The sequence below is a fragment of the Erythrobacter sp. HKB08 genome, from assembly GCF_004114695.1.
Classification (GTDB): Bacteria; Pseudomonadota; Alphaproteobacteria; order Sphingomonadales; family Sphingomonadaceae; genus Parerythrobacter_A.
In genome coordinates, this window is sequence record NZ_CP035310.1 from 1,823,506 (window position 1) to 1,835,949 (window position 12,444).

Consider the following 12,444-nt stretch of genomic DNA (forward strand, 5'->3'; position numbering starts at 1 on the left):
GTCAACACAACCTGACACAATGTCGGGAAAACCTTCCGTCAGCCTCGGGAATTCATCCCGCTATTGACCGTGCAAAGCGCCTCCTCCATTGCGCCGCACCATGGACAGAAATCCGTCTAAATCGTTTCAGGACATGATCCTCGCGCTCCACGATTTTTGGAGCGCCAACGGGTGCCTCATCCTGCAGCCCTACGACATGCGTATGGGCGCAGGCACCTTTCACACCGCAACGACGCTGCGCGCCCTCGGCCCGGAGCCTTGGAATGCCGCTTTCGTGCAGCCGTGCCGCCGTCCGACCGACGGTCGCTATGGCGAGAACCCGAACCGCCTTCAGCACTATTACCAGTACCAGGTGATCCTGAAGCCGAGCCCTCCCGACATCCAGGATCTCTATCTCAAGAGCCTCGAGGTGATCGGCATCGATCCTCTCAAGCACGATATCCGCTTTGTCGAAGACGACTGGGAAAGCCCGACGCTTGGTGCATGGGGCCTTGGCTGGGAAGTGTGGTGCGACGGGATGGAAGTCACCCAGTTCACCTATTTCCAGCAGATGGGCGGCTTCGACTGCAAGCCGGTTGCGGGCGAGCTGACCTACGGGCTCGAACGCCTCGCGATGTACATCCAGGGCGTCGACAACGTCTACGACCTCGACTTCAACGGGCAGGGCGTAACTTACGGCGACGTCTTCCTCGAGAACGAGAAACAGATGTCGAAGTGGAACTTCGAAGTCGCCGAGACGGATGCGCTGTTCGACCTGTTCAACAAGGCCGAGGCCGAGTGCAAGAACGCGCTCGCCAATGAAGTGCCTATCGCCGCTTACGAGCAGGCGATCGAGGCGAGCCACATCTTCAACCTGCTGCAGGCGCGCGGCGTGATCAGCGTGCAGGAACGCGCCAGCTACATGGGCCGCGTCCGCGATCTCGCTCGCGGTTCATGCGAAGCTTACATGGCTAAGGAAGCCGACGCATGGGCGCAGAAATATCCGGAGTGGTCGAAATGAGCGCTTCCGACTTCCTCCTAGAACTGCGCAGCGAAGAAATTCCGGCCCGGATGCAGGCCGGTGCACGCGCAGAACTCGAAAAGCTGTTCCGCCGCGAGATGGACGCTGCCGGGGTTGCCGTGGGCGACGTCACCGTATGGTCGACGCCGCGCCGCCTTGCCCTGATCGCGCGCGGTCTTCCCGAAGCGACCGAGGCGGTTCGCGAAGAAGCCAAGGGCCCGCCCGAAGGAGCGCCCGACCAGGCGGTCGAAGGTTTCTGCCGCAAGAATGGCGTCACTCGCGACCAGCTCGAAGTGCGTGACGTCAAGGGACGTGCGACCTACTTCGCGGTGATCGAGAAGCCGGGCAGGGCGGTGAAGGACCTTCTGGCCGACGCCATTCCGGCAATCATTCGCGACTTCGCTTGGCCGAAGTCGATGCGCTGGGGCGCTGCCTCGATCAGCACCGAGTCCTTGCGCTGGGTGCGTCCGCTTTCCGGCATCGTCGCGCTGCTCGGCGAAGAAATCGTCGAATGCGAGGTTCATGGCGTCACCTTTGGCGCTGTCACGCTCGGCCACCGATTCCATCACTCGGGCGACATCACTATTGGAAATGCCGACGACTATGCGGTGAAGCTGCGTGCAGCCCATGTCATCGTCGACCACGAAGAGCGCCAGGACGCGATCCGCAAGGGTGCGAAGGAGGCGGCTGAGGCTGCCGGCCTGACTCTGGTCGAGGACGAGGGGCTGGTGATCGAGAACGCCGGCCTCACCGAATGGCCCGTCCCGCTGCTTGGCCGGTTCGAGGAAGACTTCCTCGAAGTGCCGCCCGAGACGATCCAGCTCACCGCGCGCGTGAACCAGAAGTATTTCGTGTGCGAGAAGGACGGTGAACTCGCCAATGCCTTCATCTGCACCGCCAATATCGAGGCGGAAGACGGCGGCGCGCGCGTGGTCGACGGCAACCGCAAGGTCCTCGCCGCACGCCTGTCCGACGCACGCTTCTTCTGGGACGTCGACCGCAAGAAAACGCTCGAGGAACATGCCAAGGGTCTCGAACGCATTACCTTCCACGAAAAGCTCGGCACCGTGGCCGACAAGGTCGACCGCGTGGCGAAACTCGCCCGCTGGCTGGCCGAGGAAGGGATCGTAAAGGGCGCCGACCCCGATCTCGCCGAGCAGGCTGCACGCCTCGCCAAGGCCGATCTCGTCACCGAGATGGTCGGGGAGTTCCCCGAGCTTCAGGGCCTGATGGGCGGCTACTACGCCCGCGCCGAAGGCCTGCCCGATGCCGTCGCCGATGCGATCCGGGATCACTACAAGCCTGTGGGGCAGGGCGACGATGTTCCGACCGCGCCGGTGACGGTTGCGGTGAGCCTCGCGGACAAGCTGGACACGCTTCGCAGCTTCTTCTCGATCGACGAAAAGCCGACCGGATCGAAGGATCCCTTCGCGCTGCGCCGTGCTGCACTCGGCGTCATTCGCATCCTGACCGACAACGGCATCCGGATGAGTGCGGGCGAAGGCGACCTCCTCGACTTCTTCGCCGACCGCCTCAAGGTGCAGCAGCGCGAAGCCGGTGTTCGTCACGATCTGATCGACGCGGTGTTCGCGCTGGGCGGCGAGGACGATCTCGTTCGGCTGCTCGCCCGGGTGAAGGCGCTTCAGGGCTTCATCACGACGGAGGACGGCACCAACCTGCTCGCAGGCTACAAGCGTGCGGCCAATATCCTCAAGAAGGAAGACTGGCACGGAATCGAGGGCGAAATCGCCCGCACTGGCGAGGAAGATCCGCTCGCTCTGGTCGATGATCCCGACATGAAGGCGGTGATCGACGCCAAGATGGCCGAGCGCCACGCGAAGGAACTCTCCTACACGCCCGAGCCGGCCGAGAAGGCGCTGATCGACGCGCTCGACGCTGCGGAACCCAAGGCGGCGGCAGCGATTGAGGCAGAAGATTTCGAGGCGGCCATGTCCGCCCTCGCGAGCCTTCGCGCACCGATCGATGCGTTCTTCGATGAAGTGACGGTAAATGCCGACGAAGAAAACAAGCGCACCGCGAGGCTGGACCTGCTGCTGCGCTTCCGCGATGCGGTTCACCGCGTGTCGGACTTCAGCCGCATCGAAGGGTGAGGGCAAGCCACCCGGAACAGTGTAACATGTGTAACACCGGCTCGGCCTCGCAGGCTTCTGGCTGAGCCGGTTTCTTCCAAAAAGGGGAAGCCAGTGAAGACGGTCTACACATTCGGCGGCGCAGCGGACCATTCCGATCCGCGCCAGAAGGACAAGACCGTCACCGGCGGCAAGGGCGCGAACCTGGCCGAAATGGCCAGCATCGGCCTGCCGGTCCCGCCCGGCTTCACCATCACGACTGAGGAATGCGTCGGCTACCTCGAACGCGGCGAGGAATTCTCCGACAAGCTGCGCGGCGACGTCGCCGAGGCGCTCGGCCACATCGAAGCAACCGTCGGCAAGGTACTGGGCGACAAGGATAATCCGTTGCTTGTGTCGGTCCGGTCTGGCGCGCGCGTTTCGATGCCGGGCATGATGGACACCGTCCTCAACCTGGGCCTCAACGACGAGACGGTTGCCGGTCTTGCCGCAACCTCGGGCGACGAACGCTTCGCCTGGGACAGCTACCGCCGCTTCATCCAGATGTATTCCGACGTTGTGCTCGGCCTCGATCACGGTCTCTTCGAGGAAGCTCTCGAAATTGCGAAAGAAGACAAGGGCTTCTACAGCGATACGGAACTGGAAGCCGAAGACTGGCGCGAGCTGGTCGGCGAATACAAGCGCATCGTTGCCGAAGAACTTGGCCGCGACTTCCCGCAGGACGTGAACGAGCAGCTTTGGGGCGCGATCCGCGCCGTCTTCGACAGCTGGGACAGCGACCGCGCCAAGGTCTACCGCCGCCTGAACGATATCCCGGGCGACTGGGGCACGGCGGTCAACGTGCAGGCCATGGTGTTCGGCAATATGGGCGACACCTCGGCCACCGGCGTCGCCTTCACCCGCGATCCTTCCACCGGCGAGCGGGCGTACTACGGCGAATATCTCATCAACGCCCAGGGCGAGGATGTCGTCGCCGGTATCCGCACGCCGCAATATCTCACCAAGGCCGCTCGCGAGACGGCCGGCGCAACGCCGCTCAGCATGGAAGAGGCGATGCCTGACGCCTATGCCGAGCTCGCCCGCGTGTTCGACCTGCTCGAAACGCACTACCGCGACATGCAGGACATCGAGTTTACCGTGGAACGCGGCACGCTCTGGATGCTGCAGACCCGATCGGGCAAGCGCACTGCGAAGGCCGCGCTCAAGATGGCTGTCGACATGGTCGGCGAAGGGCTCATCTCGCAGGAGGAGGCAATCCTGCGCGTCGATCCGATGGCTCTCGACCAGCTGCTCCACCCGATGCTCGACCCCGATGCGGAGCGCGACGTACTGACAACCGGCCTTCCGGCATCGCCCGGTGCTGCGAGCGGCAAGATCGTGCTCGATGCCGACAAGGCGGAGCTATGGGCGAATGGCGGCGAGAAGGTCATCCTCGTCCGCGTCGAAACTTCGCCCGAGGATATTCACGGCATGCACGCCGCGACCGGCATCCTGACCGCTCGCGGCGGCATGACGAGCCACGCGGCCGTCGTCGCCCGCGGAATGGGGCGCCCTTGCGTGTCCGGCGCTGCCGCCGTCTCGATCGACCGCGAGAAGCGCGCCGTCCGCATCGGTGAGCGCGAGTTGGTCGAAGGCGATGTGATCACGCTCGACGGTGCGACCGGACAGGTCATGGCGGGCAAGGTCGCGACTCTCGAACCCGAGCTTGCGGGCGATTTCGGAACTCTCATGGATTGGGCGGATGCCCATCGCCGCATGCGCGTTCGCACCAATGCAGAGACGCCCGACGATTGCCGCATGGCGCGCCAGTTCGGTGCCGAGGGCATTGGCCTGTGCCGCACGGAGCACATGTTCTTCGATGCTGCGCGCATCAGTGCCGTGCGCGAGATGATCCTCGCTTCGGACGAGAAGGGCCGCCGGGCTGCGCTCGACAAGCTGCTGCCCGAACAGCGCGCCGACTTCCGCGAAATCTTCGAGGTGATGGCCGGATTGCCGTGCACCATCCGCCTGCTCGACCCGCCGCTGCACGAGTTCCTGCCGCATGGCGACGAGGAATTCGCCGATCTCGCCGAGGCCACCGGGCACTCGGTCGACCAGCTCAAGCGCAGGGCAGGGGAGCTTCACGAATTCAACCCGATGCTCGGCCATCGCGGCTGCCGCCTCGGCATTACCTTCCCGGAAATCTACGAGATGCAGGCGCGCGCGATCTTCGAGGCCGCTTGCGAGGTGACCAAGTCCTCCGGCGACGCGCCCGTGCCGGAGATCATGATCCCGCTCGTTGCCACCAAGCGCGAGCTGGAAATCCTCCGTGCGCTCGTCGACCGCGTGGCGGGCGAAGTGTTCGGCGAGACGGGATACCAGGTCGAGTATCTTGTCGGCACCATGATCGAACTGCCGCGCGCTGCGCTCGTCGCAGGCGAAATTGCGGAAGAAGCTCGGTTCTTCTCCTTCGGGACCAACGATCTCACGCAGACGACGCTCGGCGTCAGCCGCGACGATGCCGGCCGCTTCCTCGCCCCCTATGTCGAGCGCGGCATTTTTGCGCGCGATCCCTTCGTCAGCCTCGATGTCGAAGGTGTGGGGCAGCTGGTTGAGCTCGCCGCCGAACGCGGCCGCGCGACCTGCGGCGATATCAAGCTCGGCATCTGCGGAGAGCACGGCGGCGATCCGGCGAGTATCGCATTCTGCGAAGGCGTCGGGCTCGATTACGTTAGCGCTTCGCCCTATCGCGTGCCGATTGCACGGCTTGCCAGTGCGCAGGCTTCGTTGAAGGCGAAGAGTTAGGTTTTCCACCCAGTTAGGGAGAGGATTTCAAAGCTTTCCGGAAGCTTTCCCTCGTCATCCGATAGTCTTTCGAACGCAGCTTGTGCGCGCTGCATTCCGGCCTTTCCGACCGGCGGGGCGGGCGATGCTAGCGTCGACGTCATCCCATGGTCGCGCAGGTCGGACACGAGTGTTGTTAGCGACGAATAACGCACGTTGACCGGCCAGCTGTCGACCACCTGCCGCGTGAAACCCGCTCGCTGGAGAAGCGCGGCTGCAGAGGGGCTGTCGACCTGGGGATGGATGCGCGGCGAGACACGCTCGCCATCCGCCTCGAACATGATGCGGCGTAGCGCGGACAGGCTACCCGCGCCCGGAAATGCCGCAATCAGCAGCCCGCCCGAGGCGAGCGCGCTGCGCAGGTGGATAAGCGCCCCTGGAAGATCGTTCACGGTTGCCAGATCGAAGGCCGAGACGATGAGATCGTGGTCGCTGCTGGGAAGCGGTTGCCCTTCATCGACACTTAGCGGTGCCGACAATTGCGCTTCGGGGAAAAGACTGCGCAATCGACTTTCAATTACTCCGCCACGGTCGCCGAGCAGAAGGATGTTTGCGGCTTCGAAATTCATGAAGCCGAGCCGCTCTTCCACATCGTCGGCAATCGCTTCGACGAGATAGCGCGCGGCATCCGGCAAACGCTGGCGCGATGCGCTGCGATCTTTCACGGACGAGCGTCGGATGCTGGAGAAAATGGTCGGTGGGCGCGTGCCTTGCATGCGAGCGCCCATGCCGTGCTTGCTCTCGCCGTGCAAGCGCGGCACTACGCAGGCATGCGGGGGTCGCAACTTGCAGCATCGGTATTCGGGCCGGCGGTGGATCTTGTCTATCCACCGCGCTGCCCTTTGTGCGGCGAAGGGCTTGGCGCGCAGGACGGGCTCTGCGTTTCATGCTGGGAGGGGCTGGATGTTCCGGGGCAACCTGCCTGCAAATCGTGCCAGCGCCCGCTTGAGCAGGACATCATCGCCGATGAGCTTGATTGTGGTGCGTGCCTTGCGAAGGCTCCGCGTCACGACGGCATTTATGCCGCCAGCCTCTACAACGAAACTGCGCGCCAGCTGGTGCTCAAGTTCAAGCACGGACGCCGTATCGCAATGGCGCCGATGCTCGCGCGGCTTATGACGGCAAGACTGCCGGCTGCTTCGAGCGAGCGCCTCGTCATACCGGTGCCGCTACACTGGAGCCGCTTGTGGTCGCGCGGTTTCAACCAGTCTGCCTTGCTGGCGAGAGAGATTGCCAAGGCGACCGGCGACCGGTTGCTTGTCGATGCGCTGGTGAGGCGGAGGCGGACCCAGGCTCTCGGCGGCCTGGGTCGCAGGGAACGCGCGAAGGTCCTGCGCGGTGCGATCGAGGTTTCACGCGCCAGTACAAAGCATGTCGCCGGGGCGGATGTGGTTCTCGTCGACGACGTGCTGACCAGCGGCGCAACAACTGCCGCCTGCGTCGATGCGTTGAAGCAGGGCGGGGCGAACACGGTCGCCATTTCCTGCTTCGCCCGCGTGCTCGATTGAGCAATCCCGACAAACGAAACGCCCGAGATCTTTCGATCCCGGGCGCCACGTGACGAATATCTTCGGACCGGCCTTTCGGCGTTGGCAACCACCCCCTAATTTGGTTGCCGCGGTCCAATCCCTCATCGTTCAACGGGCGCGCCAGCTTGGTTGCGGCAGCTACCCTATCCCCCTGAACTTGGCACTTTTTACGAGCACCGCATTTAGGTGACGTCCCCCTGAAGGAACGTGGGAGCATGTCTTCCACCAGTCCCGTCTCAGGTGAAGTGCGAAAGGAATGCGCCATGGATTTTCGACAGTATCTGTGGTTATCGTGCAACAAACCATCGCGCCTGCAAGGCGCTTCACCGAGGACTGACTCTGCATGACTTCACAGGCGCTTAGCAAAGAGGAGCGCGAGACCGGGTCGCGCTTCGCGCCCAAGTTCGATGACAAGGGGCTGGTGACGGCAGTCGTCCAGCACTTTGCGACCCGCGAAATCCTGATGGTTGCCTTCATGAACCAGGAAGCGATCGACCAGACCCTGCAGTCCGGGTTTGCGCATTTCTATTCCCGCTCGCGCGGCAAGCAATGGATGAAGGGCGAGAGCTCGGGCAATGTGCTCACGGTTCATGAAGTCCTGACGGATTGCGACCAGGATGCTGTGATCCTGATGGCGGAACCGGCCGGGCCGACTTGCCACACGGGAGCGCGGTCCTGCTTCTACCGCATGGTCGAGGGGGAAGGGCTCACGCCCGTCGCCGATTGACGCTTACGTAAAGGTTAGCTATGGAGAGGCATGGCTAGCGTCAACACAGAAGAAGGCCGCAAGCACGGCGGCGCACACATCGAGCGGCCGGACAAGCTGGCGCGCGAACAGTTCACCATTTCCGATCTGACCGAAGAATTCGGCTGCACGGCTAGGGCGCTTCGTTTCTACGAGGACGAAGGCCTGATCGCTCCTGCTCGCGTCGGCCTCACCCGGGTTTACTCGAAGCGTGATCGTGCTCGCCTCGCTTGGATCATGCGGGCCAAGAACGTCGGTTTCAGCCTGACCGAGATCCGCGAGATGATCGATCTCTACGATCTCGACGACGGCCGCGTCGAACAGCGCCGTGTCACGGTCGAGAAGTGCAAGACCCATGTCGCCAAGCTCAAGGCTCAGCGCGCCGACATCGATTCGTCGATCAAGGACCTGACCGAATTCATCAAGCAGATCGAAGAGCTCGATCCCAACAACTGACCTCTCCCTCACCCCCTGATCCCAAGGACATCCAATGCCGATCTACAATGCCCCGACGCGCGACACGCGCTTCGTCGTCAATGAAGTTCTCAACCTCGAATCCTTCGGCAACCTGCCGGGCTTCGAGAACGCAACGCAGGACATGACCGACACGATCATCAACGAAGCAGGCAAGTTCTGCTCCGAAGTGCTCGCGCCGCTCAACCAGGTCGGCGACCAGCATGGTTGCACGCGTCACGAGGATGGTTCGGTCACGACCCCTCCGGGCTTCAAGGAAGCATTCGACCAGTATGTCGAAAGCGGTTGGGGCACGATCTCGACGCCGGAAGAATTCGGCGGCCAGGGATTCCCGCATGTCATGGGCTTCGTGATTGAGGAGTTCATGGCAACCTCGAACCAGGCATTCGCGATGTATCCCGGCCTGACCACCGGCGCGATTTCCGCGCTGATGGCGAAAGGTTCGGACGAGCAGAAGCAGATGTACCTCCCGAAGATGATCTCGGGTGAGTGGCTCGGGACGATGAACCTGACCGAACCGCACTGCGGTACCGACCTCGGCATGATCCGCACCAAGGCGGAGCCGAACGGCGACGGTTCCTATTCGATCACCGGCACGAAGATCTTCATCTCGGCCGGTGAGCATGACCTGACCGACAACATCATTCACCTCGTCCTCGCCAAGACGCCGGGTGCGCCGGATTCGACCAAGGGCATCTCGCTCTTCGTCGTGCCGAAGGTGCTGGTGAACGAGGACGGTTCGCTGGGCGAGCGCAATGCCGTCTCCTGCGGTTCGATCGAACACAAGATGGGAATCCACGGCAATTCGACCTGCGTCCTGAACTACGACGGCGCGAAGGGCTGGATGGTCGGCGAGGAGAACAAGGGTCTCGCCGCCATGTTCATTATGATGAACGCCGCTCGCCTCGGCGTCGGCATCCAGGGCCTCGCGCAGGCCGAAGTCGCCTACCAGAACGCCGTCGCCTACGCGCTCGACCGCCGTCAGGGCCGCGCTCTGACCGGCCCGGCAGAGCCGGAAGCCAAGGCCGACCCGATCTTCGTCCACCCGGATGTGCGCCGCATGCTGATGGACGCGAAGGCCTTCACCGAGGGCATGCGCGCCCTGTGCCTGTGGGGCGCCCTGCTGGTCGATCTCACGCACAAGGCTGCGACCGAGGAAGAGCGTGCCGAAGCCGACGCACTCATCGGCCTGATGACGCCGGTGATGAAGGGCTACGGCACCGACAAGGGCTACGACATCGCGACCAACATGCAGCAGGTCTTCGGCGGCCACGGCTACGTCGAGGAATGGGGCATGAGCCAGTTCGTTCGCGATGCGCGTATCGCGATGATCTACGAAGGCACCAACGGCGTGCAGGCGATGGACCTTTGCGGCCGCAAGCTCCCGCAGAACGGTGGCGCTGCTGTGCAGGCCTTCTTCAAGGTGGTTGCCGACGATATCGCAGACGCCAAGGGTGACGAGGTTCTCGGCCCGCTCGCAGAGAAGCTCGAAAAGGCGCTCAACGAGCAGCAGGCCGCGACGATGTGGTTCATGCAGAACGCAATGCAGAACCCGAACCACCTGGGCGCCGGTGCGCATCACTACATGCACATTATGGGCATCGTGACGCTCGGCCTGATGTGGCTGCGCATGGCGAAGGTTTCGAAGGAAGCGCTTGCCGGTTCGCCGGAAGACGCTTCGTTCTACGAGAACAAGATCGCCACCGCGCGCTACTTCATGGACCGCTTCATTCCGGACACCGGTGCACTGCGCCGGAAGATCGAAACCGGTGCCGACAGCATGATGGAACTGGGCGAAGAGGCTTTCGCCACTGCGGCCTGAGCACTATCCACAGTTCGCAAATAGGGCGGGGCGCTTCGAGGAGAAGCGCCCCCCTTTCTTATGCCAGAACCTCGTCGAAGAACGCGTGCATCGCGGCCCAGCTTTGCCGGTCGGCGCTTGCGTCGTAGCCGACAGCGTTGAGGCCAGGTGGCGGCTTGGGGTTGGTGAAGCCGTGCTTGACGCCGCTGTAGGCGTGGAAGTGCCAGTCGGCACCGGCCCGGTCCATTTCCTCCCAGAATGCGACGACCTGGCTGCGTGGTACCAGCGGGTCGGCATCTCCGTGGCAGACGAGGATGCGCGGCCTCGAAACCCCAGGTACGGCAGGCCTGCCAGTTTCCAGCAGTCCGTGGAAACTGGCGACCGCGGCCAGATCCGAACCTTCCCGAGCCATCTCCAATACCGCCTGACCGCCCATGCAGAAACCGATCGTCAGCATGGGAAGCGATCCGGCCTCCCGCTCCAGCGCGGCAAGCCCGGCGCGGATGCGCTGGCGATAGATATCGGTGTCCGCGCGCAGTTTCTCGGCCAGTGGAGGTCCTGGATTATCGGCGGTGACCTCCTCGCCGTAGAAATCCATCACCATGGCGAGATAGCCGTCGCGCGCGAGGCTTAACGCCTTGTCGGCGACGCTCTCGGTGATGTTGTGGATTGTCGGGAAGACGGCGACTGCCGCCCTTGGCTCGCGTGTAGGCCGAGCCACATGGGCTCGAAGCGCAATATCGCCGTCCTGGTAGTCAATCGGTTCGAGCGTCACGTCGCGAACAGCCTCTGCATCGTTTCGAGTACCCGCTCCGTTTCTGCAGAATCGACACTCTCATCCGTAACGCCATAGCCGAAGTCCTCGTTGGGCCCGACATATTGCAGCACCACGCCATCGCGCCGACCGACAGCGAATACTCCATCATAGAACATCGAGTATCGCGCATCCGATTGCGGGACGAGCCAGCTGATCTGGCCGCGCACGGGATCGAGCGTTTCGTCGCCCCAGATGCTTTTCGCACCATAGCCCATGCAGTTGACAATGGTCTTTTCCGGGAGGTCCAGCATTGCCGCACGGTCAGAAAAGGCGCGGCGCACCATCTTCCCTCCGCGCATCAGGAACTGGCGTGTCAGTCGGTCGGCATAACTCGCGACGTTGAACACCATGCCCTGGCCGACATTGCCTTGCCTTCCCGGGAGAATGCCCTCTTCCGCGGTGAATGTGGACCAGGCCGGCTCCATGTCGCGGACCAGCCTATCGAGATGCATGAACCGGCGCGATGCACGCGGCGGGCGAGGGCGGTCCGGCTCGGAGATTTCATAGCTCGGCAGGTACTCGACGGGATCGCCAAGCGTGCCGATGAGCGAGCGATGCGCTCCATAGGAATGGCGCGCCCACTTCTCCCATTGCGCGGTGAATCCGCTGTCGACGTGGTCGGCGAGTGCGATGCGGCTGCTGGGCGACCAGACACCGGTCGCGCGGGCAGAGCGCGTCTCGCTGGGGAACTCCTGCGCGTAGATCGTGACCTTGGCGCCGCTTTCTACGAGGCGCAGCGCGGTGGTAAGTCCGATGACGCCAGCGCCGATCACCGCGAACTCGCTTTCACCGGTGCTTCGCGCGAGGGATACGGCATCCTCGGCGCAACCCCAGCTGAGCGACCAGCCCGAGCCGCCGTGGCCGTAATTATGGACGACCGCCTTTTCGCCGAACCTCTCCAGCTCCAGCCTCGGTCCGGCGGGCCTGAACGGTCGCAGGCAAACCGTGACCTTCATCAGGTGCTGGCGATCTGCCTTGAATGGCGTGAGCATCGGATGAGTTGGCGCCAGTGACGTCGAACTGATCGGGCCGGGACTGCAACCGGCGAGCACCAACGCGGCGCTTCCGCCCGCAATGAACCCGCGTCGATCGATATCAGGCCGCAAAAGCAATCCCCCCGCTCAGCCTGCGATTGTAGGCCGAGCGAGGGGAATGGCAAACCGCA

The 12,444-nt window shown here is 63.4% G+C and carries 10 protein-coding genes; 7 read left to right on the plus strand and 3 right to left on the minus strand.

The features are described 5' to 3' along the window. The first annotated feature begins 100 nt into the window (after positions 1 to 100). The 3 genes from EO245_RS08795 (at position 101) to ppdK (ending at position 5,874) form a co-directional block, all read left to right on the plus strand. Complete coding sequence (locus EO245_RS08795) at positions 101 to 1,000, plus strand: glycine--tRNA ligase subunit alpha (protein ID WP_128892568.1); 900 nt, start codon at positions 101 to 103, stop codon at positions 998 to 1,000. Beyond that, a complete protein-coding gene (gene glyS / locus EO245_RS08800) occupies positions 967 to 3,111 on the plus strand; it encodes a glycine--tRNA ligase subunit beta (protein WP_234026864.1) in 2,145 nt (714 codons plus the stop codon). Before EO245_RS08795 ends, glyS begins: the two co-directional genes overlap by 34 nt. A 93-nt stretch (positions 3,112 to 3,204) precedes the next feature. Further along, a complete protein-coding gene (gene ppdK / locus EO245_RS08805; RefSeq protein ID WP_128892569.1) occupies positions 3,205 to 5,874 on the plus strand; it encodes a pyruvate, phosphate dikinase in 2,670 nt (889 codons plus the stop codon). Here the strand turns inward: ppdK and EO245_RS08810 are convergent. Next, positions 5,871 to 6,629: a methyltransferase gene (locus EO245_RS08810; protein WP_128892570.1), complete on the minus strand. Its 759-nt coding sequence runs from the start codon at positions 6,627 to 6,629 to the stop codon at positions 5,871 to 5,873. The two genes, ppdK and EO245_RS08810, sit on opposite strands and share 4 nt — an antisense overlap. A 54-nt stretch (positions 6,630 to 6,683) precedes the next feature. On the opposite strand from EO245_RS08810, the gene EO245_RS08815 reads away from it, so the two are divergent. From EO245_RS08815 to EO245_RS08830, 4 genes are all read left to right on the plus strand, one after another. Further along, positions 6,684 to 7,421, plus strand: a complete 738-nt coding sequence (locus tag EO245_RS08815; protein WP_128892571.1) for a ComF family protein — start codon at positions 6,684 to 6,686, stop codon at positions 7,419 to 7,421. A gap of 364 nt (positions 7,422 to 7,785) precedes the next feature. After that, the gene (gene hisI / locus EO245_RS08820; RefSeq protein WP_128892572.1) at positions 7,786 to 8,169 is read left to right on the plus strand and encodes a phosphoribosyl-AMP cyclohydrolase; all 384 of its coding nucleotides are present in this window, start codon (positions 7,786 to 7,788) and stop codon (positions 8,167 to 8,169) included. Between the two features lie 30 nt (positions 8,170 to 8,199). Beyond that, positions 8,200 to 8,643 carry a MerR family DNA-binding transcriptional regulator gene (locus tag EO245_RS08825; protein WP_128892573.1) on the plus strand — a complete coding sequence of 148 codons (444 nt, stop codon included), beginning with the start codon at positions 8,200 to 8,202 and terminating at the stop codon, positions 8,641 to 8,643. Positions 8,644 to 8,677: 34 nt separating this feature from the next. Continuing rightward, positions 8,678 to 10,483: an acyl-CoA dehydrogenase C-terminal domain-containing protein gene (locus tag EO245_RS08830; protein ID WP_128892574.1), complete on the plus strand. Its 1,806-nt coding sequence runs from the start codon at positions 8,678 to 8,680 to the stop codon at positions 10,481 to 10,483. Between the two features lie 58 nt (positions 10,484 to 10,541). Here EO245_RS08830 and EO245_RS08835 read toward each other — a convergent pair whose 3' ends face one another. Both EO245_RS08835 and EO245_RS08840 read right to left on the minus strand, forming a co-directional pair. Further along, positions 10,542 to 11,183 carry a dienelactone hydrolase family protein gene (locus EO245_RS08835; protein WP_234026865.1) on the minus strand — a complete coding sequence of 214 codons (642 nt, stop codon included), beginning with the start codon at positions 11,181 to 11,183 and terminating at the stop codon, positions 10,542 to 10,544. A 50-nt stretch (positions 11,184 to 11,233) separates the two neighbouring features. Further along, positions 11,234 to 12,271 (minus strand): FAD-dependent oxidoreductase, encoded by a 1,038-nt coding sequence (locus tag EO245_RS08840; RefSeq protein ID WP_128892576.1) that lies wholly within the window; start codon positions 12,269 to 12,271, stop codon positions 11,234 to 11,236. Positions 12,272 to 12,444 lie beyond the last annotated feature (173 nt).

What these genes read in the sequence shown, in the direction of transcription:
- EO245_RS08795 (WP_128892568.1), top strand. Translation starts at nt 101, where the DNA reads ATGGACAGAAATCCGTCTAAATCGTTTCAGGACATGATCCTCGCGCTC.
- glyS (WP_234026864.1), top strand. Translation starts at nt 967, where the DNA reads ATGGGCGCAGAAATATCCGGAGTGGTCGAAATGAGCGCTTCCGACTTC.
- EO245_RS08810 (WP_128892570.1), bottom strand. Translation starts at nt 6,629, where the DNA reads ATGCAAGGCACGCGCCCACCGACCATTTTCTCCAGCATCCGACGCTCG.
- EO245_RS08825 (WP_128892573.1), top strand. Translation starts at nt 8,200, where the DNA reads ATGGCTAGCGTCAACACAGAAGAAGGCCGCAAGCACGGCGGCGCACAC.
- hisI (WP_128892572.1), top strand. Translation starts at nt 7,786, where the DNA reads ATGACTTCACAGGCGCTTAGCAAAGAGGAGCGCGAGACCGGGTCGCGC.
- EO245_RS08840 (WP_128892576.1), bottom strand. Translation starts at nt 12,271, where the DNA reads ATGCTCACGCCATTCAAGGCAGATCGCCAGCACCTGATGAAGGTCACG.
- EO245_RS08815 (WP_128892571.1), top strand. Translation starts at nt 6,684, where the DNA reads ATGCGGGGGTCGCAACTTGCAGCATCGGTATTCGGGCCGGCGGTGGAT.
- EO245_RS08830 (WP_128892574.1), top strand. Translation starts at nt 8,678, where the DNA reads ATGCCGATCTACAATGCCCCGACGCGCGACACGCGCTTCGTCGTCAAT.